At 65.6% G+C, this 26403-nt stretch carries 21 protein-coding genes and 1 pseudogene; 10 read left to right on the top strand and 12 right to left on the bottom strand.

Annotation, left to right across the window (positions count from 1 at the left end; translation table 11 throughout):
* The first annotated feature begins 45 nt into the window (after positions 1 to 45).
* Positions 46 to 897, top strand: a complete 852-nt coding sequence (locus tag B0G73_RS04585; protein ID WP_106278292.1) for an alpha/beta fold hydrolase — start codon at positions 46 to 48, stop codon at positions 895 to 897.
* On the opposite strand, the gene B0G73_RS04580 is transcribed toward B0G73_RS04585, so the two are convergent.
* From B0G73_RS04580 to B0G73_RS04565, 4 genes are all read right to left on the bottom strand, one after another.
* Positions 836 to 3499, bottom strand: a complete 2664-nt coding sequence (locus B0G73_RS04580) for a mechanosensitive ion channel family protein (protein ID WP_106278291.1) — start codon at positions 3497 to 3499, stop codon at positions 836 to 838. The genes B0G73_RS04585 and B0G73_RS04580 overlap by 62 nt on opposite strands.
* Positions 3500 to 3879: 380 nt before the next feature.
* Entirely contained in the window at positions 3880 to 4230 is a 351-nt protein-coding gene (locus tag B0G73_RS04575) for an NIPSNAP family protein (protein ID WP_106278289.1), read from the bottom strand.
* A gap of 156 nt (positions 4231 to 4386) precedes the next feature.
* Entirely contained in the window at positions 4387 to 6123 is a 1737-nt protein-coding gene (locus B0G73_RS04570; protein ID WP_106278287.1) for an MFS transporter, read from the bottom strand.
* 222 nt (positions 6124 to 6345) lie between these two features.
* Complete coding sequence (locus tag B0G73_RS04565; RefSeq protein ID WP_106278286.1) at positions 6346 to 7782, bottom strand: sigma-54 dependent transcriptional regulator; 1437 nt, start codon at positions 7780 to 7782, stop codon at positions 6346 to 6348.
* A 131-nt stretch (positions 7783 to 7913) separates the two neighbouring features.
* Here B0G73_RS04565 and B0G73_RS39980 point away from each other — a divergent pair, with 131 nt between their 5' ends.
* From B0G73_RS39980 to B0G73_RS04550, 4 genes are all read left to right on the top strand, one after another.
* Entirely contained in the window at positions 7914 to 8306 is a 393-nt protein-coding gene (locus B0G73_RS39980) for a hypothetical protein (protein WP_146144151.1), read from the top strand.
* 821 nt (positions 8307 to 9127) lie between these two features.
* Entirely contained in the window at positions 9128 to 9415 is a 288-nt protein-coding gene (locus B0G73_RS04560; RefSeq protein WP_106278284.1) for a hypothetical protein, read from the top strand.
* A gap of 66 nt (positions 9416 to 9481) precedes the next feature.
* Positions 9482 to 10684 carry an AAA family ATPase gene (locus B0G73_RS04555; RefSeq protein ID WP_106278283.1) on the top strand — a complete coding sequence of 401 codons (1203 nt, stop codon included), beginning with the start codon at positions 9482 to 9484 and terminating at the stop codon, positions 10682 to 10684.
* 343 nt (positions 10685 to 11027) lie between these two features.
* On the top strand, positions 11028 to 12470 hold the full coding sequence (locus B0G73_RS04550; protein ID WP_106278281.1) for a nicotinate phosphoribosyltransferase: 1443 nt from the start codon (positions 11028 to 11030) through the stop codon (positions 12468 to 12470).
* On the opposite strand, the gene B0G73_RS04545 is transcribed toward B0G73_RS04550, so the two are convergent.
* Positions 12467 to 14320 carry an ATP-binding cassette domain-containing protein gene (locus B0G73_RS04545; RefSeq protein WP_106278279.1) on the bottom strand — a complete coding sequence of 618 codons (1854 nt, stop codon included), beginning with the start codon at positions 14318 to 14320 and terminating at the stop codon, positions 12467 to 12469. The two genes, B0G73_RS04550 and B0G73_RS04545, sit on opposite strands and share 4 nt — an antisense overlap.
* 5 nt (positions 14321 to 14325) lie before the next feature.
* Entirely contained in the window at positions 14326 to 15213 is an 888-nt protein-coding gene (locus B0G73_RS04540; RefSeq protein ID WP_106278277.1) for an extracellular solute-binding protein, read from the bottom strand.
* 95 nt (positions 15214 to 15308) lie between these two features.
* Between B0G73_RS04540 and B0G73_RS40385 the strand changes: the two are divergent.
* Positions 15309 to 15634: pseudogene (locus tag B0G73_RS40385) on the top strand (nitrogen fixation protein NifQ); the annotation flags it as partial.
* Between the two features lie 30 nt (positions 15635 to 15664).
* On the top strand, positions 15665 to 16066 hold the full coding sequence (locus tag B0G73_RS04530) for a winged helix-turn-helix domain-containing protein (protein WP_241974981.1): 402 nt from the start codon (positions 15665 to 15667) through the stop codon (positions 16064 to 16066).
* Between the two features lie 27 nt (positions 16067 to 16093).
* Here B0G73_RS04530 and B0G73_RS04525 read toward each other — a convergent pair whose 3' ends face one another.
* Positions 16094 to 17446, bottom strand: a complete 1353-nt coding sequence (locus tag B0G73_RS04525; protein WP_106278273.1) for a DUF2325 domain-containing protein — start codon at positions 17444 to 17446, stop codon at positions 16094 to 16096.
* A 147-nt stretch (positions 17447 to 17593) separates the two neighbouring features.
* A complete protein-coding gene (locus B0G73_RS04520; RefSeq protein WP_106278272.1) occupies positions 17594 to 18193 on the bottom strand; it encodes a hypothetical protein in 600 nt (199 codons plus the stop codon).
* A gap of 330 nt (positions 18194 to 18523) precedes the next feature.
* Here B0G73_RS04520 and B0G73_RS04510 point away from each other — a divergent pair, with 330 nt between their 5' ends.
* Positions 18524 to 19015 carry a nuclear transport factor 2 family protein gene (locus tag B0G73_RS04510; protein ID WP_106278268.1) on the top strand — a complete coding sequence of 164 codons (492 nt, stop codon included), beginning with the start codon at positions 18524 to 18526 and terminating at the stop codon, positions 19013 to 19015.
* A gap of 94 nt (positions 19016 to 19109) precedes the next feature.
* Positions 19110 to 19997, top strand: coding sequence for a 2OG-Fe(II) oxygenase (locus tag B0G73_RS04505; protein ID WP_106278266.1), 888 nt, complete (start codon positions 19110 to 19112; stop codon positions 19995 to 19997).
* 19 nt (positions 19998 to 20016) lie between these two features.
* Here the strand turns inward: B0G73_RS04505 and B0G73_RS04500 are convergent, their stop codons facing one another.
* From B0G73_RS04500 to B0G73_RS04485, 4 genes are all read right to left on the bottom strand, one after another.
* Positions 20017 to 20667 carry a cation diffusion facilitator family transporter gene (locus tag B0G73_RS04500; RefSeq protein WP_106278264.1) on the bottom strand — a complete coding sequence of 217 codons (651 nt, stop codon included), beginning with the start codon at positions 20665 to 20667 and terminating at the stop codon, positions 20017 to 20019.
* A gap of 166 nt (positions 20668 to 20833) precedes the next feature.
* The gene (locus B0G73_RS04495; protein WP_106278262.1) at positions 20834 to 21268 is read right to left on the bottom strand and encodes a GNAT family N-acetyltransferase; all 435 of its coding nucleotides are present in this window, start codon (positions 21266 to 21268) and stop codon (positions 20834 to 20836) included.
* A gap of 36 nt (positions 21269 to 21304) precedes the next feature.
* Entirely contained in the window at positions 21305 to 22744 is a 1440-nt protein-coding gene (locus B0G73_RS04490) for an MFS transporter (RefSeq protein WP_106278260.1), read from the bottom strand.
* A 525-nt stretch (positions 22745 to 23269) separates the two neighbouring features.
* Complete coding sequence (locus B0G73_RS04485; protein ID WP_106278258.1) at positions 23270 to 24151, bottom strand: oxaloacetate decarboxylase; 882 nt, start codon at positions 24149 to 24151, stop codon at positions 23270 to 23272.
* A 171-nt stretch (positions 24152 to 24322) separates the two neighbouring features.
* On the opposite strand from B0G73_RS04485, the gene prpR reads away from it, so the two are divergent.
* A complete protein-coding gene (gene prpR, locus B0G73_RS04480) occupies positions 24323 to 26374 on the top strand; it encodes a propionate catabolism operon regulatory protein PrpR (protein WP_258193167.1) in 2052 nt (683 codons plus the stop codon).
* Positions 26375 to 26403 lie beyond the last annotated feature (29 nt).

The raw sequence follows: 26403 nt of genomic DNA, 5'->3' as shown, positions 1-26403 counted from the left end.
AGAGTAAGCGCTAAAGCGCCGACTCTGGTCGACAAAGGAGACTCTATGAACGCGACCGCACCCTATCTCGCCGACGAACCGAACACCATCCGCACCGCCGACAATACGCGCCTGTTCTACCGCGACTGGGGACAAGGCACGCCGCTCCTCTTCCTCTCGGGTTGGACGCTGAACTCCGACATGTGGGCGTACCAGATGGAACCGCTGTCGCGCCTCGATTGCCGCTGCATCGCGTACGACCGGCGCGGGCATGGCCGTTCGAGCGACCCCGGCCGCGGCTACGACTTCGACACGCTGGCCGCCGATCTGGAAAGCGTGTTGAGCGCGCTCGATCTGAGCGGCGTTACGCTGATCGCGCATTCGATTGCGAGCGGTGAAGCGGTGCGCTTTCTGACGCGCTACGGTTCGGCGCGCGTCGCCCGGATCGCTTTCGTCGCGCCCGCGGCCACGCCGTATCTGCTAAAGACCGACGACAACCCGAACGGCATCGACGCCGCGTTATTCGAGCAGGGCCGCCGCGCGCTGAGCCGCTCCTTTCCCGACTGGATCGAGGCGAACGCGGCGCCGTATTTCGGGCCCGGCGTGTCGCGCGCGCCGATGGACTGGACGATCCGCATGATGCTGCAAACCTCGCATCAAGCGATGCTCGAACTGGCCCGCGTGCAGACCATCACCGATTTTCGCGCGGAACTGGCGCGTATCGAGGTGCCGTCGCTCGTGCTGCATGGCGACCGCGATGCGTCGGCGCCGCTCGAACTGACCGGCCGGCCCACCGCGGCGCTCATTCCTGGCGCGTCACTACATGTCTACGAAGGCGCCGGCCACGGCTTTTACTTCACTCATGCGGAGAGGTTGAACCAGGATTTGCTGGCGTTCCTGGGCCGCCAGCCGGCTTAGGATCGACGGGCAACTGGTCTTCCACCGGCGCGTCGGCTTTGCCGGCGGCGGCATCGGCGGAGGGCGCGGCGGCGGGCGGTTCGTCCTGCGTTGCATCAGATGATCTGGGTGCGCCTTTGTGCACCTCATCCGCTTCGATTCTGGCCGGCGCGCTGTCCGGGTCCCACGTCAACAGATTGCGCTGCGGGTTCGCGATCTCGATGCCGCGCTCCTGGAACTGGAAGAGGATGCGCCGGTTGAATTCGCGCTGCACGCCCCAGCGCGCGCTGTCGCGGCACTGAATCTGGCCGGCCAGCGTGATGGCGGAGCCGTCGAGCGCATCGACACCCCAGAAGCTGAAGTCCGACAGAATGCCGTCCCTGAACTTGTCGTCCTCGCGCAAGGCGGCGCCGATTTCCTTCAAGGTGTCGATGGCGAGATCGACATCCTGGCCGAATACGATGTTGACCTTCACCGCCGCATTGCCGATGCCGCGATTCGTGTTGTTCACCGTCGACACCGAGCTGAACGGCACGGTGTAGAGCGAACCGTCGCCGCCGCGCAGCCGCACGGTGCGGATCGACAGATATTCGACGGTGCCGGACACGCCCGCGAGCGTGACCCAGTCGCCGACCTGCATCGCGTTTTCCATCAACAGGAAAATGCCGGTGATGAAATCCTGCACCAGTTTCTGCGAGCCGAATCCGAGCGCCACGCCGAAGATACTCGCGCCCGCCAGCAGCGGCCCGATGTTCACGCCGAGTTCGCTCAAACCGGTCAGCACCACCACCAGCGCGATCGCGCAGAAGAGCGCGCTGCGCAGCATCGGCAGCAGGGTGCGCAAGCGCGCGGCGCGCACGAGGTCGCCGCTGGTGGTCCAGCGGTCGAGCCGCTGTTCGACCGAGACGTTGACGCCTTCCCACACCAGCAGCGCGACCACGGCAGCCACGCCGATCGTGATGATCGCCGAAGCGAGCCGGTGCCCGATCGTGCCCGTACGGAACAGGTCGACCACATGCACGCCCCACACCTGCAACAGCGCGAGCGCGGTCACGATGCCGATGACCCAAGCCACCGTACGGCGCAGCAGCGGGTAATAGCGGTACGCACGCTGATGCACGAGCGACTTCGTTGCGTCGTCCTGCACATTGAAGAGCCGGGCGAGCGCCCCGAACACCACGATCGACACGACCCGCGCGCCTACCAGCACCGCCAGCGAAATGCCGCCGAGGTGCAGCAGCGTGTGATAGCCGTTCCGCACGTCGAGCGCCCAGATGAACCACAGCGCCATCACGACGAACACGGTGGCCCACGCCCAGACTTCGGCGAATACGTTGCCGAACATCTCCAGCGACTTGCGCGCGGCGAGGCGCTTGCGGATCAGTTCGCCGACCGGGTTCGCGCATTGCAGCACGAGGATCGAGATCATGACGTGGCCGGCTAGCGCGACCACTTTCATCAAGGCAAGATGCGCCGCGTCGTTCAGGCCGAGCGACTGCGCGATCTCCGCGACCGCGGAGCCCGCACCCACCACGCTGACGATCCGCACCACCCAGCGCTGCATGAAGGCGGCCCACGCATCGCTCATGCGCAGCAGGCGCAAACGCGGCGCGGCCGGCTGCAGGAAGAAACCGCAGACGATCACGATCACCCGGCACAGCACGTAGATGTCGATCAGCGAATCGAGCGCGCGGTCTTGCGGCGTGCCGTCGTCGGTGAAGATCGACATCAGCGCGCTCGCCGCGCCGACGAACACCACCAGCGGCAACAGCCGCAGCACCATCGTCAGGAGTGCGCGCGGCAGGCGGCGCAGGAGCGTCCAGTGATGTTTGGCGTTCTGCTTGCCTTTGGCTTCGGTGAGCTTGCCTTCGGCCTTCGTAGCGGCGGAGGTGCCCGACGGGACGGCTTCCGCTTGCGCCTGTGCCGCGCTTACCGGCGAAGCCGGCGACACGGGCAAGGGCGGCGCGGCGTTCGGCGCATCGGCGGGTTGAGGCGCGACGTCGACGGGCAGGTCGGCTCGCGCGGCGTCGTCTTCGTCTTCCAGTTCGCGGCGCGCGGCCAGCGCCCGGTAGGCGCGGCGCAGCAGGCGGCGCGCTAGCCATTCGAGCACGAGCGCGGGAAGCAGCGCGGCCAGCAGCGACCAGGCGACGTGGCCCAGCACGGCTCGCGCTTGCGGGTTGGTCGATTGCCAGTTCCACCAGGCGCGCACCGATGCGACGTCGAGCAGCGCGGCGGCCGAGCTGCGCAACGACGCGCCGAGGTGCACGGCCCAGTGCGCGCCCTGGCGGGCCAACTGCGAGGCAAGGCCGTTCGACTTGAACGCCGCCGGCACGAGCGCGGCGGCGCCGCTTGCCGCGGCGGGCGCCGAGCCGGCCGCGGGCGCGGAAGCCGGCGGCGCGCTCAGCGCGCCGGCGGCGGCGATGGCCTGCAGCGTGTCGGCGACTTGCGCGCGGCGCTTGGGATCATTGAGAACGGCGAGCGCCTGGCGGGCTTGCTCAGGCGTCAGCGTGACACCGACGCCCGAGGCCGACGACGAGGGCGTGGCCGGCGCCGCGGCGGCGAAAACCGGCGCGGCGATGAAAGCGAGAAGGAAGAACAGCCAGATTGGGAATAGTTTGCGCATAGGGTGGAAAGCGGGGGACAGAGGCGGAAGGCTGTGCCGACGCATACGGGCCGGTTCGGCGGCGTGACCATGAACCGACATGGGTCTGGTCGTACAAGTTCCTTGGCCGGCCTCGGCGCGAGGTGCCTGAAAGCCGGCAAGCCCCGTGCGGCGGCATCTTGCGGTAGCAACAAACCTGCCTGTCGGAAAGAGCCGCATTGTCCCATGCCGGCTGCGGCGGGGCGGAATTCCCCGTTCTGCCGCCTTCGCGAGTGCCTGCCGGCTGCAAGCGTCTTTGCAACCGCAACCGCAACCGCTGGCGCTGGCGCTGGCGCTGGCGCTGGCGTAGGCGCGCCGCCCGCGTAGATGCCGCGGCCGTCGCTACGTCCACCGCCTCGCCATCACTCCGTCGCCGCCCCCCTACGCACCGGCGGCACACCCAAGGTGCCTTCCACGACTTCGGTGAAGGTGCGCTCCTCGCGCAGAATGAAGCGCTTCGTTTGCGCCAGCTTGAAATTGTCGCGTGCCTCGGCATCGGCGCGCAGTCTCGCCCGATACGCTTCATAGGCCGCGAGACTGTCGAACGCGATCAATCCCCACGCGATGTCGTTGGTCCCCTCGTGCGGCAGGAAATAGCCGATCAGATAGCCGCCGCAGCGCGGAATAATGCGGCCCCAGTTGCGGGCGTATTCGTCGAAGGCATCGCGCTGGAACGGATCGATCTGATAGCGGATGAAGCAGGTAATCGCCATGTGCAAGCTCCCTGTCTAGTCGAAGGTCCTTGTGTGAAGGACCGTGACCGCAGTATGGCGCGCGCCGGGCAGCGATGTTTCAGCGCGGTCTGAACTATGGATGGGCGTCCGTGCGCGAGGCGTGAATCAGGCGCGGTGCATCTCGAGCGGACGTTGCTAACGGATCGTCAAAAACGCCAGCGCTGCACCGGCCAGCGCGCACAACGCCGACACCAGCGCCACCGCGCGCAATGCCGCGCCGAGGGCGTCGGCTTGTGCCCGCGCCACCTCAGGTTGGGCCCGTGCCGCATCCACGTTTGTGTGCGCCGCGTCGGTTTCGGCGTGCGCCGCCGCCACATCTGCCTCGCCCACTTTGCCCTTCGACGCACCCGCCCCCGCGGCAGGCAATGCAGCGCCCGCATCCATGCCGACCTGCGCCAGGCTCGCCGCCGCGCGCGCCGCCTGCGGCACATGCAGCGCATCGAGCCGCGCTTCAAGTGCCGCGTCGTGCGACCACACGAACACGATTCCCAGCACCGCGATCGCCAGCAGACTCGCCACCCGCGCCACCGCGTTGTTGATCCCCGAAGCGACGCCTGTGCGCGCGGCGGACACCGAGGCCATTACCGTCGTCGTCAGCGGCGCGACGGTGACGGTCATGCCGAGTCCGAGCACGGCTAGCGCGGGGAGAAAGCCGCGCCAGTACTCGCCGCCGACCCACGGCAGCGCGAGCATCGCGAAGCCGGCCGCGGCGACGATCGGCCCCGCGGTCAGCAAGGCCCGCGCGCCGTAGCGGCTCGTCAGGCCGCCGGTGAAGCGCGACAGCAGGCCGATGGTCACCGGCACCGGCAGCAACGCCGCGCCCGCCTGAGTCGCGCTGTAACCATAAGCGCGGATGAGCGTGAACGGCAGGAAGAACAGCGCACCGCCCAGGCCAAAGTAGACCAGCAGCGTGACGAGATTGGCGCCGACGAAGTCGCGTGAACGGAACACGTCGAGCGGCATCATCGGATTGCGGGTTCTCGCTTCGAGCGCGACGAAGGCGATCAGCACCAGCAGGCCGCCGAGGATCGACGCCAGCACCCAGCGGTCGCCGAAGCCGCGCGCCGAGGCGAGCGTCAGGCCATAGGTCAGGGCGGCGAGTCCGGCGGTGGCCGTGGCGGCACCCGGCCAGTCGAGTCCGGCCGCCGCGTGTCCAGTGGCCCCGCCGGCGCGCGTGGACGGATTTCCGTCATCGTCCTGCCGGCTGTCCGGCACGGCCATGACCGCCAGCGCGACCGTCGCGCAGGCAATCGGCACGTTCAGGAAGAAGATGGCCCGCCACGAGAACGCATCGACGAGCCAGCCGCCCGCCACCGGCCCGAGCGCCGAGGTGATCGCGCCGACGCCGGCCCAGGTGCCGATCGCCTGGCCGCGCTCCTTGTCGTCGAACACCGCGCCGATAATCGACAGGCTGCTCGGCACCAGCAGCGCCGCGCCCACGCCTTGCACGGCGCGCGCCGCGATCAGGGCCGCGGCGCCGGGCGCGAGGCCGCAGCCGATCGAGGCGAGCGTGAACAGCCCGATTCCCGCGATGAACACCGTGCGCCGGCCAAGCTTGTCGCCGAGCGAACCGCCCACCAGCACCAGCGCGCCGAGAAACAGCAGATAAGCGTCGACGACCCACTGGATCGCCGCCACGCTCGCGCCCAGTTCGCTCTGGATGGACGGCAAGGCGACATTGACCACGGAGCCGTCGATGAAGGCCATGCTCGAGCCGAGGATAGTCGCGGCCAGCGCGAGTTTTTTACGCCGGCACGGGTGGACGAGACTGGCAGGTTGCGCGCGGATGACGAGCGCATCGCACGGGCTGGCCTGAGCGGGCAGGACGGACGAGGAACGGCGCTTGAGCGCCGGTGCGTGCGGGTCGGCCAAGTCCGCCCCCGGAGGATGGATGAACGGCCTTCAGCATAGCAATGCCGGCGCAACGGCGAAAGGCGCGAGCGATGTGGGCGACGCATGCTGATGCATCGAGTCGCGTCATTGAGCACCAGTGTGCATGCAAAGGCGTGCCCAGTCCGCGATCTTCCCGCCGGCGAGGTTCAAGCCGGCGTCAATCGAATCAGGCGCAGCAAAAACGCCGCTGAACTTACCCGCTCACACCAAAGAAGGCGCCCGTCGCTCCGCGTCGCCGTCGGCATCCGCGCCGCCGGCCGTATTGGAAGCGCGCCCGGCCGCCGGCTCCTGATGCAGCCGGTTGGCATGCATCAGCCGATACAGCGTGGCCCGCGAAATGCCGAGTTCCGCCGCCGCTTCGGACAACTTGTAGCCGTGCCGCTGCAAAGCGTGTTCGATCGCATCTTTCTCGGCCTTGCTGCGGATTTCCGCCAGCGTGACGGCCGGCCCATTGTCGGCTTCCGGCAGGCCCAGATCGCTGGCCGTGATAAAACGGCCTTCGCTCATCACCACGGCGCGGCGCACGCAATTGATCAACTCGCGCACGTTGCCGGGCCACGGATAGTTCGACATGGCGACGATCGCGTCGCTCGACAGGCCGCGCAGTTTGCGCGCGCCGTCCTGCTTGTACATGCTCAGTGCATAGTTGGCGAGCAACTTGATATCGCCGCCGCGCTCGCGCAACGGCGGCTCGACCAGACGCAGCACGCACAGGCGGTGATACAGGTCGGAGCGGAAGCGGCCGTCTTCGACCGCCTTGTCCAGATCGACGTGGGTCGCCGAAATCACTCGCGCATTGACGTTGATCGGGCCGTTGCCGCCCAGCCGTTCGATCGTGCCTTCCTGCAGAAAGCGCAACAGGACCGCCTGGCATTCATGCGGCATATCACCGATTTCATCGAGAAAGAGCGTGCCTTCGTGCGCACTCTCGATCCGGCCGATCTTGCGCTGAAGCGCGCCGGTAAACGCGCCGCGTTCGTGGCCGAACAGTTCGGCTTGCAGCAGGCTCGGCGGAATTGCCGCGCAATTGATTGCGACGAAGGGGCGGCCGGCGCGCGGCGAGCGCTCGTGAATCGCCTTGGCGGTCAGTTCCTTACCCGTGCCGGATTCACCGGCGACGAACACCGGCGCGTCGGTCACGCCGCATTTGTCGATGCGCCGGTACAACTGCTGCATCGCCTCGCATTGCCCCACCATGCCGTGCCGGCCGGCCGAAGGTTCCGGCGCGACTTCCACATGCCGCAGGCTCGACAGGCCGTGCGCATGGCCGAGCGCGAATACGAGCCGCTCGTTGAGCCACGGCCGGGTCACGAAGTCGAAGCAGTAATCGAGGATGAAGCGGCTGACCAGTTCGTTTTCCGCCTGGCCCGGCGCGATCTGGGCGACCCAGTTGGTTTCGACGCGCCGCATGCAGGACGCCAGCGCGGACAGATGTTGGGATGTGCAGTCGCCCGGCAGTTCGACCAGGCCGACCTTGATGTTGCCGCGTTCGAGCATACGCTCGGCCACGGCCGTGCTTTTGGCATGCACCGCTTGCCAGCCAGAAGCCGCCAGAAAATCGGCGAGTTTCTGATCGGGCGAGTTCGACACATACAGAACGGTACGTTCCGTGTCGACAGGCGTGCAAGTCGTATTCATGTTACCCCCGGTTGATGCAGCTCTCAGGACTGTTCTGCGACGTACGCGACAGACCGGCGTGATGCCGGCTTCCGGCCAACGGAGCCAGCCGGTCCGCTTGCGCGAGTCCGGACATGGAATGATCCACCGGTTTGGGTTCTGCTCCTCCCAGCCCGGCGGTCACGATTCACGATAGCGGCAATCTCGGGGAGCATGGAGCAGGCGGCGCAAACCGCGAGCTGCTGCATATCGGACGAATGGCGGGAACAGTGTTCACCGTTGAAACCGTCACGCGATCTTTTCCCCGAATCACTCAAACCGTTTTTAACCTCGTTGACCTGATAAAGGCGCTCTTGTTGGCGCATGGGCTTAACGATAAGCGAAACCGCTGTGAAGCGCCATATAAACAAGTCTGGATTCAGAAACGTTTTTTACGTCGCCCCGTTGTCCATGCGCTTCAAAAATGGATGGTCAAGTCCTGCTATGCGCGGCGTCGCACATATCGCCTCAATTCGTTTTACGGCAAATGTCAAACGGAACTGTAGTTCGTGATTTGCCTTGTCTCACGCGTGCGACACATTGGGCATACGTGCACTGCTACCGGATAGGGTTCCGAAGCGTCGGCATATTTAACCGGGATGCGACGCAACGCCCGGCCACGCGCGGAGCGCGCGGGCTGCCCAGCGGTCAGATGGCCGCGAATATCGCGCTGCGGCGTATCGCCGGGCGCGGAAACATGTGTCGAATTCGAATCAACGCGAGCTGCGAAGTACGCCCAAGTCCGGTGCGCCGCATCGACGATCACGGTGGCATAAGGGTTTGAGGGTGCATGGCATAGCCGTTGCAATAAGCACTTCACAGCGAAGGCTGTTGCCGCCCGGTCCCAGGTTCAGGGAAGCCAGAATAAGAAGAGACCGGCGGCAAAAAGACTTCGTAGGCGCGGCTGGGGAAAGCCATTGCGTTCTACGAGGGTGCGGCGGGGCCAATAAAAAACAGATGTCATAAAAAGAACGGCGCAATGGTCGGTACAACGTACCGGTCATTGCGACCGGACGATGTAAAGGTTGACCTCGCCACTTTTTCCGTCGGTTCTGGCGGATGTGAAGGGCGGAAAAAAACAACATGTACCGCGCTCGTGGAGTCCGCGAGCGAACGGTACGCACAACAACAAGAAAACAGCGAAAGAGCAGCGACGGGGCAGCGCGCGGTCAAGGACCAACCGGGCGCGACGAAGCGGGGAGGAATGGCCGGAGTCTCCGGAGAGAGACGCGGGTTACGAGGTGGACCGGGCGCCGTGTCCGCGAAGTTGCGGACACGGCTCACCTGGACAGAGCGGTAGAAGAAGCACATTTTTTCGGGGGTTGTCATGACCAGACAGATCACCAAACCGGCCGGCACAGTACGGCCGATTCGTCAAAGCACGACTCACTCAGTGGGCGTTTTCTATCAACGGCATATCGCCGCGCCGCGCGCTTTGTTCGCCGCTGCGCCGGTCGATCTGACTACGCTGGTGATTGCCGAGGCGATCAAGCGCCGGGCGCAAGCGGAGATCCAGCGCGAGGCGCTGCGCGACTCGGTGTATGAGATGCCGGTGTCGCAGGAACGAAACTACGAGCGCGGTGCGGACATTCATCCGTCCGATGCCGACGACTAAAACGAACCTCGACCGCTGTCGCGGCGGCTTCGCCAACCGAACGCGCCAGACCGGCGGAGAGCCGACATGATCGACATCTTCCTGATTTCATCCAGCATGGAGCGTGCGCCGCAAATCGTCGCTCGCCTCGAAGCAAGCGGCGTGGCGTACCGGCTGCGCACCGCTCAGGGCACAGCCCGGCAAGTGCGGGCGCACGACCGTGCGATTCGGAGCGCCGATATGCTGATCGTCGACGACGCCGATCTGAGCGCGCGCGATCTGGACGGCGTCGAGGAAGCGCTGGCTTGCACGCCCGCCCTGCATTGCGTGCTGATGACGGCGGCGCCGTCCACCGCCTTGCTGGGCGTGGCGATGCGCGTCGGCGTGCGACACGTGTTGTCGTGGCCGGCCGACGCCGACGAGATCACCATCATTCTCATCCAGGCCGACGCGCGTAAAAACGCCACTAGCCGTCGCGCCGGCCGCGTCGTTTCGCTTGCTTCGAGCAAGGGCGGCAGCGGCACCACGCTGATCGCCGTGAATCTCGCGTATTCGCTGGCCGCGCTGAGCAACCGGCGTGTGCTGCTGATCGACCTGAGCCAGCAATTCGGCGACGCCAGTCTGCTCATGGCCGACAAACCGCCGCCCACCACACTTGCCGATCTCTGCTCCCAGGCGGAGCGCCTCGACGCCGCACTACTCGAATCCTGCGTGATGCATGTCCACGCGAATCTCGATGTGCTGGCGGGCGCAGGCGACCCGCTCAAGGCAGCCGAACTGCTGCCCGCGCAGTTGGAATGCATTCTAACGCTGGCGCGCGAGCGCTATGACGCGGTGCTGATCGACGTCGGGCAGAGCCTGAATCCGATGACGATCCACGCACTCGATCGCAGCGATGCGATTTGCATGGTGGTGCGCCAGAACCTGCTGTACTTGCACGGCGGGCGCCGCATGCTCGATATTTTCAGGGAACTGGGCTATCCGGCCAGCAAGGTGCGGGTGGTGGTGAATCACTACGACAAGAACGCCCAGATCAACCTGTCGACGCTCGAACAGACCCTTGGCGCGAAGGTGGCGCATCAGCTTCCGCGCGACGACAAGCAGGCCAACGACGCGCTCAGCCGCGGTGTGCCGCTGGTGACGTCGGCGAGAGACAGCACGCTAGCGCAAGGCATCAGCCTGCTGGCGGACATGCTGTGGCCGGCGAGCGCCGAGCGCCGCAAAGGCGTGCTCGGCCGGTTGTTCGCGTCGCGACCGAACGTGCCGCCGCAGCTCAAGCCGGGGCATTGAACCCATCCTGTCGAGCGGGACACACCAGTTGGAAGCAAATCCGCACGTCCATCGGCTGATCTGGACAGCGGACGCGTGCCGCTGCTACGCTGCGACACCAGAGGCCGGCAGCCCGTGGCGCAGCCGACTCAAATAATAATTCGCATATCGAACGAGTCTGCAATGACATGGACCGCTCATGCTCGCGCCCTCAGTGGAAGTGCTTCGTTGCCCCGAACCTATCGCGCCGATCGAAGCAAGGCGCGGTTCGGTGTGTTTTGACGGTGTATCGTGTCGTTGTGGCCGGCCGGATGCGCGGCCCGTCTGCTTACTTTTCAGAGCGCCTATGAGCGCAGCATTGTCCATGCAAAACGAGTCCAGCGGTCTCAACGATATCGCGTCGATTCTGTCCAATCCGATTCTCAACACGGATTCGTACAAGGCGTCGCACTACCTGCAGTATCCGCCCGAAGCGTCGGCGATGTTTTCATACATCGAATCGCGCGGCGGGCGCTACGACCGCACGCTGTTCTTCGGCCTGCAGATGCTGATCAAGGAATACCTGTGCAGCCCGATCACGCCGGCCATGATCGAGCAGGCGAAAGCATTCTTCACGGCGCACGGCGAGCCGTTCAACGAAGCGGGCTGGCGCTACATCGTCGAACACCACGGCGGTTATCTCCCGGTGCGCATCCGCGCGGTGCCGGAGGGCTCGGTCGTGCCGACGCACAACGTGCTCGTCACGGTGGAATGCGACGACCCGCAGGTGTTCTGGCTGGCGTCGTATCTGGAGACCATGTTGCTGCGCGTGTGGTATCCGATTACGGTTGCGACGCAGAGCTGGCATCTGCGCGAGACGATCCGCGGCTATCTGCTGAAGAGCAGCGACGACCTCACGCAATTGCCGTTCAAGCTGCACGACTTCGGCGCACGTGGCGTGTCGAGCGCGGAATCGGCGGCGATTGGTGGCGCGGCGCATCTCGTCAGCTTCATGGGCTCGGATACCGTGCTCGGTGTAGTCGCGGCGAACCACTACTACAACGAGACGATGGCGGCGTTTTCCGTGCCGGCGGCGGAACACAGCACGATCACCTCGTGGGGCCGCGAGCGCGAAACCGACGCGTTTCGCAACATGATCGCGCGGTTCGGCAAGCCGGGCGCGATCGTGTCGGTGGTGTCCGACTCCTATGATCTGTTCGCCGCACTCGACGCCTGGGGCAACGAGCTGAAGCAGGCCGTGCTCGACTCGGGCGGCACATTGGTGATCCGGCCCGACTCGGGCGATCCGCAAACCATCGTGCTGCAAACGCTGCGGGCATTGGAGGCGTCGTTCGGATCGGCAGTGAACGGCAAAGGGCGGCGGGTGCTCAACACTGTGCGGGTGATCCAGGGCGACGGCGTGAATCCCGATTCGATAGAAACGATTCTCGCCGCCATGGACGAAGCCGGCTTCGCCGCGGACAACATCGTGTTCGGCATGGGCGGCGCGCTGTTGCAGCAGATCAATCGCGACACGCAGCGCTTCGCGATGAAGTGTTCGGCGATCCGCTTAGGCGACGAGTGGCACGACGTGCTCAAGGATCCTGTCACGGACGCCGGAAAGCGCTCGATGAAAGGGCGGCTGACGCTGCTGAGGAATCGCCACACGGGCGAGTATCGAACGACCACGCTACCTATTGCCTGGGATGAGCGCACGGTCGCGAGCGATTGGGAAGACGCGCTGGTGACGGTGTTCGATTCCGGCAAGCTGCTGATCGATATGTCGCTTGCCGAAATCAGGAGCCGCGCTCACGCGCACGAAGGCTAGTGCGCCGCGTCGCTCGCTGGCCAGACCGCAACGCCCGAAGCGCGGACATCGATCCTGCACGGTGCGCCTTCGCGCAGGCGGGTATCTTCGTTGGCAATGTCGAAGCGGACGCCGGCGATATTCACGCGGACATAGCGCTCGCCGCGCCGTAGTTCGACCGCATCGACCACGCCCGCATGCGTGCCGTCTTGCCCGACAACAATCGCATGTGACGATACGCGCCACATGACACGCTCGCCGACGGGCAGAGCGAGCCCGCTGTCGCCGGTTCCGATCACGAAGCCCGGCGCGATCTCGACCTGGCCCGACGCGCTCATCACACCTTCGCCGACGTTATGCAAGCCGAGCAGACCGGCCACGCGCATCGACGCCGGCCGTTCAAACACGGCGTCGATAAAGCCCGCTTGCAACACACGGCCCTGTTCAACCACCAGCACTTCATCAGCCAGCAACGCGGCTTCATCGGGATCGTGCGTGACGATAATCGTCACCGCCGCGATCTCGCGCTGCAACGCGCGCAAGGACTGCTGCAAACGGCGGCGCCGCGGCGTGTCCAGCGCGGCGAACGGCTCGTCGAACAGCAGCAGTTCGCTATGCCGTGTCAGCGCGCGCGCGAGCGCGACGCGCTGCCGCTGGCCGAACGACAGTTGATGCGGCAGTCGTGCAACCAGTTGCGCGAGACCCAGATGATCGAGCCAGTAACGCGCGCTCGCCGGATCGGCATCGACGGAAAAGGCCAGTTGCTGCGCGACCGTCATGTGCGGAAACAGGCCGTAGTCTTGCGGCATGTAGCCGATCTGCCGGCGTTCCGGCGGCAACGTATTCAATGGCGTCGCGCCGAGCGTCACGCTGCTCGTTGCGTTGGATTCGAGTCCCGCGATCAGACGCAGCGCCAACGACTTACCCGAACCCGACGGCCCGATGATCGCGAGGCGCCGCGTCGCCGGCGTCCATGCGAGATCGAGATTGAACGCGCCCAGTTGTCGTCGCAAATGGAAAGCGAGGCGCAGGTCCGCTGTTTCGCCGCCACTCGAAGCCGTCAGGCCCACGCCGGGTGCGAGCGTGTCGTCGCCGTTTTCGGTTTGCTCGAGCGCGGTCTTTTGCCGAAGGCTGTAGATCGACAGCGCCGCGCAGACGATCGCGATGGCGAGCGTCGGCAGCAGCAGGGGCATCATCGCCGGCAACCCCTGGCCGCCGAATACGACGTACGTGTAGACCGGCAACGAGTACGGGTGATAGGCCACCATCACGGTCGCGCCGAATTCGCCGAATGCGCGCAGCCACGCGAGCGCGAGTCCCGCGCGAATCGCCGGCCATGCGACCGGCAGCATGACGCGGAAAAAGCGGCTGCCGGCGTGATGGCCGAGCGTCGCGGCGACGTCGTCGAGTATCGGATCGACGGCGGTAAACGCGGACTTGGCGGCGATGATCAGGAAGGGCGCGGCGACGAAGACTTCCGCGAGCACGATCCCCGCGAACGAATCCGTCAGTACGCCGTTGGTGAAGCGGCCGACCCAGCTATACGGGCCGAGCAGAAACAGCAGCAGCACACCGCTGGTGAGCGGCGGCAGCGCCAGCGGCAACTGCACGACAAAGCCGAGCAGCGCCACCTTGCGCGAGTTCGAGCGCGCGAGGAAATAGCCCAGCGGCACGCCGCCCAGCAGAATCGCGAGCGAGGCGACGCTCGCGCTCGCGGCGGAAACGCCGACCGCCGACCACGTCGCGCGCCAGTCGACATTGGCCCAGTCCGCCGCGCCGAGTTGCGGCACGCTCGCCACGAACGGCGCGCACAGATAGATGGCCAGCAGCGCCGCCAGCCACAGCAGCGGACGCGCAGCGGTACGTTTCATCGCGCTTACTGCGCGGCGTCGATTACGGCTTGCACCGACGGCGGCATGGCTTGTACGTTGCCGCTCACGGTCGGTTTGATGACGTCCACGCCATGTTGCTTGAGCAGCGCGCGGCCTTGCGTGCTCAACAGGAAGTCGACGAAGCTGCTCGCGCCTTCACGATTCGGCGCGTCGCTGAGAATGGTCAGCGTGTAGCTGGCCTTGGCCTGCAATTCGGGTGCGGGGCGGATTGCAGGAATCTTCAGGTCGGACGTTTCGGTGGAGTAGAAAAAGCCGGCGTCGAGCTGGCCGGATTGCAGACGGCCCACCAGCGTTTCCTCAGGCAACACCTGTTCGGGGTTTTCTGCGGCGCCAAGCGTTTTCTCGACGAGGTCCGGTTGATGGTAGAGCGCAGCCGCCCTGGTCACCATCTCGACGGTGAACGCGCCCTTCGGGTCGAGCTTCGGATCGGTCCGCCCGATGCGGATGCCCGGCTGCTGCAGCACCTGGTCCCAGCGCTTGCTCCTGAACTGCGGCGCGAATCTGCTCTGCGGGTTGTAGCCGATCATCAACGGCGATTCGGCGAAGTTCACGTACCACGTGACGTGATCGCCGTTTGCCGCCCCCGTCAGACCGTCATTCACCTTGGGGCTCGCGCTGATGAATACGTCGCCGCGGCGCAGTTTGCCCTTGATCTCGTTGGCGATCTTGTTCGAGCCCGCCGCGTAGCCGCGAAAATGCTGGCCCGTGGCTTTCTCGAATGCCGGGCCGATGCCGCGCTCCATCAGATTGACGAGCGAACCGGCGTACAGCACGTTGACTGTGTTGTCCTGCGCGAACGCGGGCACGGTCGTCACGATGCCGGAAACGACCACGACAGGAGCGACGAGAGAAGCGAGCAGCTTGCGAATCATGCGATAACCCCGATGCGTTATTAAGAGCGCTATATTACGACGTCCTCGCGTTGTCTTGTGTGACGACGCTGCCCCGAGTTAATTGAGCGGGAGGCGTCCACACGCTCCACGCCCTATTGCTCATACACGCCAGCGCCACGGTCCGTGGGGACGACGCGCAGTGTCTCGCGGCGATCATCGCTCATGCCTGTTTGCGCCCGGATCATCTGTGGCGCGATCTCGGTCTCGCCGGCCGCGACGAAGTCACGTGGATGTTGACGCGTTATTTCCCTACGCTCGTCGCGTTGAATACCGCTAACCTGCGGCGGAAGAAATTCCTCGCCGAACGACGCGCGCTGTCATTGGGTTTGCAGCCAGGGCGAGCGCCAGGTTGTCCGGCTGCGAAGACTACGGGCATTGCATCCCGGCGCTTCAAGCATGACTGTGCGGCCGTTCGTGTATGCTTTCGCGCATGGCTGACACCCCAAAAAACACCCCCGCGCCAGCGGCAAAAAAAGCCGCGAAAACGCGCCCCGAAGTGCGCTTCAGAATGCGCATCCGTAGCGCGGACGCGGTCGCGCTCGGGCCGGGCAAAGTCGAATTGCTCGAAGCCGTGCGCGAATTCGGCTCGATCTCGGCGGCGGCGCGCAGCCTCGATATGTCGTACCGGCGCGCGTGGCTGCTGATCGACGAACTGAACCGCTCGCTCAAGTCGCCGGCCACGCATTCGGAGCAGGGCGGTCAGAGCGGCGGCGGCTGTACGCTCACGCCGGTGGGAGAAACCATCATTCGCCTGTACCGCGACGTCGAAGTCGAGGCGCAGCGCAGTTGCGCGAAACAGATCGCCGAGTTGACCAGGCTGATCCGCTCCTGAGCCGCCGGGTTCGTGAACAGAGCTCGCTCAGCCGTGCCGCAGGTAAAACACCGGAGTTGGCGGATTGCCCAGTTGCGCGAGATTTTCCGGATACAGACGGGCCATCAATTCGACAAAGCTCGCTACGCTGGCCGTGCGCAGCGGGTGATACCGGATCTGATGGCGTTCGCAGACGCGCTTGAGCATGTTCATCGAATCGTGGTCAACGCAGTCGACCGGGAACACGACGAGATCCGCGCCCGGCAACGCCGCGGCAAGCAGGCCCTTGCGATCTTCCACCCCGCCGTCGTGCACGATGAGTTCGCCGCCTACCGCTTCCACCAGTCGCTTGAGCGCGGCGTTCGAACCTGGCCTGCCGCCCACGTACACGATCCGTTTGCCTTGCACGCTGTCGAGGCTCGCCCGGCGCGTGCCGGCTCCGCTCACCGCGTCGGCTGCATCCAGCGTCGCATGTTCGAGGGCGTCGCATTCGCTTTGCACGAGTCTGAGCAGCGTCAACGTTTGATCGTGGCTCCGGCGTAGCGCGAGTGCTGCGGCCTGTTCCTGCAGCGCGCGGTGTTCCGCGGCCTCGCGGCGGCTCGTGTGCAGGGCGACACGCTGATCGGCGTCGGCCAGTTTGTCGCGCAGCCGTTGCGCTTCGGCTGCGAGATCGGCGGCATCGGCGGGGATCTGGCGGGTTGAATGCGCCGTGAGTTGGGCGATCTGTTCGTTGAGCGCCGCAATCCGCGCGTCGCGTTGCAAGCTGAGCTCCTGCAAGCGGCTCTGCTGACGCTCGATTTTTTCCTTCAAGGCGGCGTTTTCCTCTTCCAGCGCGACCAGCCGGCGTATGTCCGCGCGATTGGCCGCGCCCACCAGATGCGACAGCATGTGCAATTCGCCGAATGCCTTCTGACGGACGGGCAGGGTCGCGAACGGATGCGTCATCAAGGCCCAGTAGGCGGGCGGAATGTCGCCGCTCTTCAGCGCTTCGTCCCAGAGATTGAGCAGATCGACGTCGTCGGCGGCTTTGTCGAAGCGGCGGATCGCGCCCGCATAGCGTTCGTCGAGCAATTTGTGCAGCGCCTTGGCGGCCGCGCCGCCTGCGATCGCGAGTTCGACCGCCGCGTGATGAATCTCGAGATCGCTCGCGTCGCGGCGGTCGAGTCCCTTGAATTTGGGCACCAGCTTGCGCAATTCATGCGTGCTCAGACACGTGCCGATGATCGAGCAATGCAAATGGCTGTCGAGTTCGGCGAGACGCGCGCGCCGTTTGGTGTTCGAGAACGATACTTTGGCGGGAACGCAGCACGCGTCGGTGACGTGCATGCCGGTGCCGGCAAGTTCGTCGCCGGACAGTTTCAGACGCGTGGGCTGGGCGAGGCGGAACGGGGGCGTGTGCATGGGAATCTCGAATCCGGTTCGTGTCAGGCGGGTTGAACGTGCATGTGAAGCACATGGCGCACGTTCGCCCCGCGAGTGCGGTCGACGATATATTCGGGAAGATATAACGGTGGGCGCGAGAGAACGTTCATCTGCGGATGTCGCGAATCAATCGTTTGAAGGAGTGAGGGCGGGTTCGGCGACGCGCGCTTTGCGTCGGGGCGCCGTGCCGCCCGCCGGGCTCCGGGCAACAGCCGGGCGCGGGCCGGCTACCGGACTCGTCGCGCTCGCCGCGCGTGCGTGCTGTTCGAGCACATGCCCGACGCACAGGCCCACGAAGGCCGCATCGAGCCGTTCGAGTTCGGCGACCACCTTGCGCAGCGCAGTCAGGTCGTTGCTGAAGGTGTCGCAAAAGATCGCGTCGCGCAGTTGTTCGGCGCAGCGTGCTTCTTCGATCGCCGCTTTCAGGTCGTGCAGACGCGCGAACGCCGCGGCGCTCGCCCGTTCGGCGAGGATCGACAGCAACTGGTGCAGTGAATGCGAGCCCGACGTGCCGACCGAGGCGAAATTCAACGGGTCGTCGGTGAGCATCAGCACGAAACGCTGCACGCTGCCGTAGAGACGACGGTAGGCATCGACGACATCGCGGATCGATTCGGCGCGGCCACGCTCGGACGCCGCCTTCACAGCGACGATGGTCGACGAAAGCTCGTTGGGCGAGCGCCCGAGGCGTCCGGCCGGGGCGGATAAGATGGATCGACTGCGCACTGCTAGTGGCTCCTGTTGGCTCTTACTGGCTCGTTTGGCCTCGTCGCGCGCGGCTCACGGACGTACCGAAGAACGCGCCGCCACGCACCACGAAGCGTACCGTGATATTCAGCAGGATATAACGAAAAGCGACCCGCGTGCTGAACAGAAGCTGTGGGCCGGCCGCAGCGAGGCCGCGCGGATGCGTGGCGCGGCGTCGAACGGCCAGGCACGCCGCAATGCCCATTGGGCCCGTTTTCCGATATCGTGTGCGGCGTGCCCGCCGTCGAATGATCGCCGGGCGCTTTTCCGGATCGACTTCGAAAACGGCCAACGCACCCCATCAAAACAATGAGCCATCCCAACGCCAACACCAACACCGATCTGATCCAGCGTTTCTACACAGCGTTCCAGCAACGCGACGCCGAAACCATGGTGGCCTGTTACGCGGACGACGTCGTCTTCAGCGACCCCGCGTTCGGCGAGCTACGCGGCGAGGAAGCGCGCGATATGTGGCGCATGCTGGTGGCGCGCGCGCAAGATTTCTCGCTGACGTTCGAAGGCGTCGAAGCGGACGAGCGCAGCGGCCGCGCCCACTGGATTGCGAGTTATCTCTTCAGTCAGACAGGGCGCGCGGTGGTCAACCGCATCGACGCCCGTTTTGTGTTCCGCGACGGACGCATCGTCGAACATCGCGACAGCTTCGATTTGTGGAGCTGGACGCGCCAGGCGCTCGGCCTCAAGGGGACGCTGCTCGGCTGGTCGCCGCTCGTGCAGCGCGCTATCCGGGCGCAAGCGCGAAAGGGCCTCGAACTCTACCGGCGGCGTCAACAGCGCACTTGAGCAGCGTGCCGCGCAGTCGGGCCTAAGACCGCCTGCTTGCTATCATTCAGCCACGTGATGCTGAATTTCTTCGAGCGGACGAATGAGGAATGCTATGCCAGTAGTGGATGCCGCATGGGAAGAGTGGCTGAGCAGCAACGTGGCGCGCGGCTGCAGTCCCGATTCGATGGTCGACGCCATGGTGCAGGCCGGTTTTGCCACCGACGCCGCGCGCGCGGCCGTGCACAGGACCTTCGGCCAAGACCCGGCTAAAGCGGCGAATCCGGCCTTTGCCGCGGCGGCCGCGACCGAGGCGGCGCTCGCCAAAGCCGCGCCACGAACGTACCAATACGATGATCCGCCCGTCGCGCGCGGCAATCTGATCCGCGCGCACGATCGCGACGTGCGTGTGCTGATGCGCTGCGAGCGTCCCCAGGTGATCGTGTTCGGCGACGTGTTGTCGCCGGACGAATGCGCCGAGATGATCGAGCGCTCGCGTCATCGGTTGAAGCGCTCCACCACGGTCAATCCCGATACCGGCAAGGAAGACGTGATCCGCAATCGCACCAGCGAAGGCATCTGGTATCAGCGCGGCGAAGACACGTTCATCGAACGGATGGACCGGCGTATTGCGAGCCTGATGAACTGGCCGGTCGAAAACGGCGAAGGGCTGCAGATTCTGCACTACGGCACGACCGGCGAATACCGCCCGCACTTCGACTACTTTCCGCCGGATCAACCCGGCAGCGCGGTGCATACCGCGCAAGGCGGCCAGCGCGTCGCCACGCTGGTGATCTACCTGAACGACGTGGCGGACGGCGGTGAAACTATCTTCCCGGAAGCGGGCATATCGGTCGCGGCAAGACAGGGCGGGGCGGTGTATTTCCGTTATATGAACGCTCAGCGCCAACTTGATCCACTCACCTTGCATGGTGGCGCGCCGGTGCTCGGCGGCGATAAATGGATCATGACGAAGTGGATGCGCGAACGCGCTTACGGCTGACGCGAACCGCTTCCAGATTTTATTCAGCCGGTTGACCGGCGGCGGCAGTCGCGTTGCCGGGCGAGCCGGCGAAGAGTTGCTTCAACGCACTGCGGCCGCTTACGAAGCCCATGCGCATGATCATCAGGCCGATCGCCGCGCCGACGGTGTGATCGAGCATCGGCATGCCGGCCAGACTGCCGGCGAGTCCCAACGTCGCCACCAGCGCCGAAACCGCGTCGACGCGCGCGTGCCACGCGCTGGCCAGCAGAATCGCCGAGCCGGTGCGGGTGCCTTCGGCGCGCATATAGCGAAACAGGGCTTCCTTGGCGAACATGACGAAGCCGCTCACGGCCAGCGCGCCGATATGCATCGTGGTGCCGCCGCTGAGCGTCGAGGTTTGCGCGACGCTGGTCCAGAGCATTCCGGCGGCGGTGACCATCAGTGCGGCGGCGATGAACAGCGCGCCCAGCGCCTGCTCGATGCCGGGGTCGGCGCTGGCTCCGGCAGTGCGCGGCTGTCTTGTGGTGAGGTACAGCACGATCAGCACGACGCCGTCAGCAGCGAGGTCGCTCAAGGTGTGGATGCCGTCGGCAAACAGCCCGTCCGAATGCGCCATGACGCCGATGGCGATCTGCATCGCCGAAAGGAACGCATTGAGCAGCGCGCTGGCGAAGGCCGCCTTAAACAAGGCGGCCGCCGTCGACGGAAGCGCTGCGGGTCGCGCGCGCGGAATGCTGTGGCATGGGCTGGGGACGGTTTTTACTGTCTGTGCGGTTTCTGTTCCCGCAGCAAATTAACCATCCAACGTGGCACACCGATGACAGCGCCGCGAGGGTTCGCGGCGCGCGCTGCGCTCAGGCCGGCTTGTAGACGTCCGGGTTATGCCGCTCCATGTAACGTTCCGGCGTCGCGAGTCCTGTGAAGCCGTGCGGCTCGTATACGCGATGCGCGTCCGTCGTCACCAGCACGATCCTTCGCAAGCCCTGCAGCGACGGGCTCGCGAAAACGCGCTTCATTAAAGCGGACGCATATCCCTTACCGCGATACGCCGGCAGCACGAACACGTCGCACAGGTACGCGAAAGTCGCCTCGTCGGTGATCAGGCGCGCGAACGCGATCTGTTTGCCGTCGATATAGCCGCCGAAACACAGCGAGCCCGCGACGGCCCGCTCGAACGTCTCGCGCGGCATGCCCCTGGCCCACGGCGTTTCTCGCGACAGGAACGTATAGACCATCTCCATATCGAGAGCGGCCTTGTCATTCGAAACCGTCAGTTCGTGTGCTTGCAACGCGTATCTCCTGCCGTTTATCAACGTGCGTTCTCGTCAACCCTTGGCCGGGTCTTCGCTGCCGCGCGACCCGCCGCCGATGCTCTGGCCGGCATTGCGTGCGAGACCCATATAGCCGATCACGGATGCCAGCGTCACCACGCCCGCGAACAGAAACGCGAGACGGAAATCGTCGAGCGTGAACACGCGGCCCGTGATCTCGCCATTGAAGAACGCCGCCGCGCGCAGCGACACCGCGCCGAACGCGATGCCGAGGCCGATTGTCATTTGCGCGGCCGCGCTCCATAGCGTGCTGGCGGCGCTCATCTGCGGTTGCGCGACGTCGGCATAGGCGAGTGTGGCGAGCGTGGAGAATTGCATCGAACGCGCCACGCCATAGATGAACACGACGAACAGCACCAGCGCGAGCGGCACGTTCGGGCTCAGCAATCCGCACGCGATGATGAACACGCCGGCGACCGTCACGTCGACGATCGACACCATGCGGAAACCGTAACGCTGCAGGATGCGTGTGGTCAGCGCCTTCATGCCGAGGTTGCCGAGCGCGCTCGCGAGCAGCAACAGCCCCGACTTGAACGCCGACAAGCCGAAGCCGACCTGGAACAGCAGCGGCATCAGATAGGGCACTGCGCCGATGCCGATGCGCGTGAACGAGCCCGTCACCACCGTCACGGAAAAAGTGGGGATTTTCAGCGTCGAGACGTCGATGAGCGGATGCGGATGACGCTTCGCATGCTGGAACGCCACCACGCCCGCCAGCAAACCGCCGACGATGATCGCCCCCGCGATCCACGGATTCTCGCCGGGCTGGCTGGCCAGCTCCGCGCCGTAGAGAATCGCCGTCAACGCAGTGCCGCTCAGCAGCAGGCCGACCACGTCGAGCGGCTTGCGTTCGGTGCCGCGCAGGTTCGGCACCAGCGCGAGCGCCACGGCCATGGCGGCGAGGCCGAACGGCACGTTGAGCAGAAAGATCCAGCGCCACGACGCGTAGGTCGTGATGAAGCCGCCGATCGGCGGGCCGACCACCGGCGCGGCAATCGCCGGCCACGTGATGGTCGAGATCGCCTGCATCATGCGGCTCTTTTCGGTGCTGCGGACCACGATCAGGCGGCCCACCGGCACCATCATCGCGCCGCCTATGCCTTGCAGGAGACGAGCGGCGGTGAACTCGACGACGTTCTGCGACAGGCCGCACAACACGGAAGCCACGGTGAACACGCCGATCGCGCTGAAGAACACCGTGCGCGAGCCGCAGCGGTCGGCGACCCAGCCGCTCGCGGGGATGAAGATCGCCAGCGCCAGCATGTAGGCCGTCATGCCGAGACTGAGGCTGTTGGGGCCGACACCGAACGAGTGCGCCATCTGCGGCAACGCGGTGGCGATCACCGTGGTGTCGAGATACTCCATGAAGAAGGTGGCCGCGACGATATACGGAAGCCAACCGACGTGCGTGTTGCGTGTCTCGCTGCCGCTCATTGCGCGGCTCCTGTCGGGCGGCTTGCGGTGTCGTGCGAGCGCATTCGAGCGCCGATGCTGTGCCGGCGCTTCACGCGCGATGGTTGGACCTTCATGTTCTTGCTACTACCTTTTGAAAACGTGTTTCCGGCATCCGGACGGGGCGGACGAGCGACGGGATCGCGGCCGCGGGTGGGGCGCACCGGCGCAGCCATCGACGATGGCAAGCGAGCGCCAGCCCTGAATCCTAACGCAATAAATGGCGCCATACCGTCTACCGCGGCGAGTGCCGCGCATGCGCGGCGGGCGGCGCACGCAGCGTGCCTGTTAGGTCGGCAAGTCAGTGGGCTTGAAAGCCCGTAAGCTCGTAAGCCCGTAAGCCCGAAAGCCCGAAAGCCCGAAAGCCCGCAAGGCCGAAAGCCCGCAAGGCCGCAAGCCGCGCGCGCCCCTGCAACGCGTCGAGCCCACACGCGCACGGAAAGCCGGCAAAGCAGCAAGCCCGCTAGCCGAGCCAATCAACCGGACACAGCGTCCTCGTCATGCTTCTCAGTCTTTCGCGGCGTACTCCCGATCCAGCTTGTCATACAGCGGCTTGTTGACGAGCCGCTGGCGTTCGCTGAACGGCGCGACCAGCGTGGCGTCCTCGTCGAGCCGGCCATTGCTCTTCAGCGTGCCGAGCGCGCGCTGCATGCCGAGCACCGCGCCTTGCAGCGCCGCGTTCGCGTACAGCACGATGCCGTAGCCGAGCTTGGCGAGCGCCTCGCGCGATTGCACCGGCGTCTTGCCGCCGATCACGATGTTGATCAGTTGCGGCTTGTCGAACAGCCCCGGCAAACGTTCGATGTCGGCGAGCGACTCGGTCGCTTCGATAAACAGGATGTCGGCGCCGGCCTCGATGAAGCGATGGCCGCGCTCGATCGCGTCCTCGATGCCGTGGACCGCGGCCGCGTCGGTGCGCGCCATGATCTGCAGATTGCCGTCTTCGCGGGCATCGACGGCCGCGCGGATTTTGCCAACCATCTCGCTCACGCTGACCACTTCCTTGCCGGAAAAGTGGCCGCATTTCTTCGGCATGATCTGGTCTTCAAACTGGATCACGTCGGCGCCGCTGCGCTCCAGCACGCGCACCGTCTGGCGCACGTTCAGCGCGTTGCCGAAGCCGGTGTCGGCGTCGACGATCAGCGGCAGCGCGACCGCGTCGCGAATCCGCGCCGTATGTTCGGCGACTTCGGCAAGGCCGATGAAGCCGAGGTCGGGCAGACCGAGCGACATATTGGTCACGCCCGCGCCCGTGATGTAGATCGCCTCGAAGCCGGCGTCCTCGATCACACGGGCGCTCATCGCATTGAAGGCGCCGGGCACGAGCAGGCCCTGGCGTTGGTTGACTTTGGCGCGGAAGGCGGCGCGGCGGGCGGCGGATTGGGTCATGACGGTGTGTCTCCTGTGAGGAAAGTCGGATAAAAGTCGCGAGCGGGATTAGGCAGAAAGCGTGCCATTCCTCCGTTCAGGCAGTTTGCCCCAAACAATCAGAGAGTTAGCCCGCAAGCGGCGGGGCGAGCGTTCGTGGCACAATGAGCGCACTGTTCCATGAAACGTTCCATGGAACGTTTCAACATAGACCGGAGCGCCGCGGTGTCTTCTTTCACGTCGTCCCTTGCGAACCCCGATCCGGGCCGCCCAGGCATCGCACTGGTGAGTATCAGCCGGTTGCAATCGCTTTGCGAGACTGTCGCGCCGCGCTACGCCGGGCGCGCGAAATTCTTCTCCGTCCGGGAGGGCTACGGCGCCGCGGTCACCGCCTTGCAAGCATACGTGGACGCAGGCTCCGTCGACGTGGTGCTCGCCGCCGGCTCGAACGGCGCTTACCTGCGCGACAACCTGAACGTACCGGTCGTGATGGTCAAGGTGAACGGCTTCGACGTACTCAGCGCGATCACCCGCGCCACGACCACATGGCCGAACGCGCAGATCGGCCTCGTGCTGCACGAAACGATCTCGCACGAACTAGCCGACCTGAGCGCGTGGCTGAAAGTCAGCCTGAAGCAGCGCGCCTACCGTTCGATCGACGAAGTGCGGCTCGCGGTCGACAGCCTCGCGGCCGAAGGCTGCAGCGTCATCATCGGGCCCGGCATGGCGTGCGACTTCGCCCAGCAGGCCGGCCTCGCGAGTGTTTTCCTGTATTCGCTCGGCGCCGTCGAAGAAGCGTTCGAGCGCTCGGTCGAACTGGCGCGCGTGAGCCGCCAGAAGGAATCGAAGCGCGTGCGCCTGAACACGATCGTGGCGCATCTACGCGACGGCGTCGCCGCTTTCGACGACGCCGGCCAGGTCGAGGCCGTCAATCCCGCCATGCTCGACCTGCTGGGTCTGGACCGCGAGCAGGACGTGCCCGCGCAAGTCGAGCGCGCCGTCGGGCCGCTGTTGCGTGAGACGCTCGAACACGACCTGCCGATCGAGGAGCGTATCGAGCAGATCGGCGGCCGCGCGCTGATCGTCAATTGCGTGCCGATCGTGGAGCAGGGCGTGCGCTCCGGCTCCGTGGTGACCTTGCAGGACGCGCTGGTCGCGCAGCGGATCGACCGCTCGCTGCGCACCAGCCAGCGCCCGAAGCATCTGGTCGCGCGGCATCGGCTGGACGATCTGATCGGCAACTCGGCGGCGCTCGAGCGCGTGCGGCGGCTGGCGCGCGCCGGTGCCGCGCACGACGCCACCGTGCTCCTGAGCGGCGAAAGCGGCACCGGCAAGGAGTTGGTCGCGCAAGGCATCCACAACGCGAGCCGGCGGCGCGGCAATCCGTTCGTCGCGTTCAACTGCGCGGCGTTGCCCGAGGGCCTGATCGAAAGCGAACTGTTCGGTCATGAGGAGGGCGCATTCACGGGCGCGCGGCGCGGCGGCAAGCCAGGGCTGTTCGAAATCGCCCATACGGGGACGATTTTCCTCGACGAAATCGGCGAAATGCCGGCGGCGCTGCAAAGCCGCCTGTTGCGGGTTCTGCAGGAGCGCGAGGTGATGAAGCTCGGCTCGGGGCGCGCCACGCCGGTCGACGTGCGGGTGATCGCCGCCACGCACCGCGATCTGCACGTGCTGGTCGAGCAGGGCGCGTTTCGCGCGGATCTGTATTTTCGTCTGAACCTGCTTCAGTTAAAATTGCCGTCGCTGCGCGAACGGCGTGACGATGTGCCGCAACTGGCGCGTCACTTGTTAAGCCGCAGTGCGATCGAGTATGGCTTGTCGGAACGCGCGCTCGAGCGGGTGCTGGCGTTTCTCGCGCCCCTGTTCGAACACTACGCGTGGCCCGGCAATGTGCGGGAGCTGGAAAATCTGTTGACGCGCGCCGCGATCTATCTCGGCGATGCAGCGGGCGTTGCCGGTCAGGATTGGCAGGCGATGTTTCCGGAATTCGGGCGCATGGAGCGGGCGGGGACCGCCAAGGCGAGTGTAAGCGGCATAAGCGGCACGAACGGCGGCGCGAATCCAGCAAACGCCGCCGCCGAGCCCGCCCTGAGCCGCATCAGTCCGAACCGCGAGGACGTGCTCCACGCCCTCGAACAGGCTGGCGGCAACCGCGCCGCGGCGAGCCGGGCGCTGGGAATCGGCCGTACTACCCTCTGGCGGCTTCTGAAGGCTGACCCACGGCGTGATAGGCAGGAGTAGCGAGATAAATAGCGTCAGACTATCGTCGT

It is taken from the genome of Paraburkholderia sp. BL25I1N1 (genome assembly GCF_003002025.1).
In the GTDB taxonomy this organism is placed as follows: Bacteria; Pseudomonadota; Gammaproteobacteria; order Burkholderiales; family Burkholderiaceae; genus Paraburkholderia.
The sequence above is the reverse complement of the archived record's forward strand: the minus strand, read 5'-3'. Positions and strand labels throughout refer to the sequence as shown.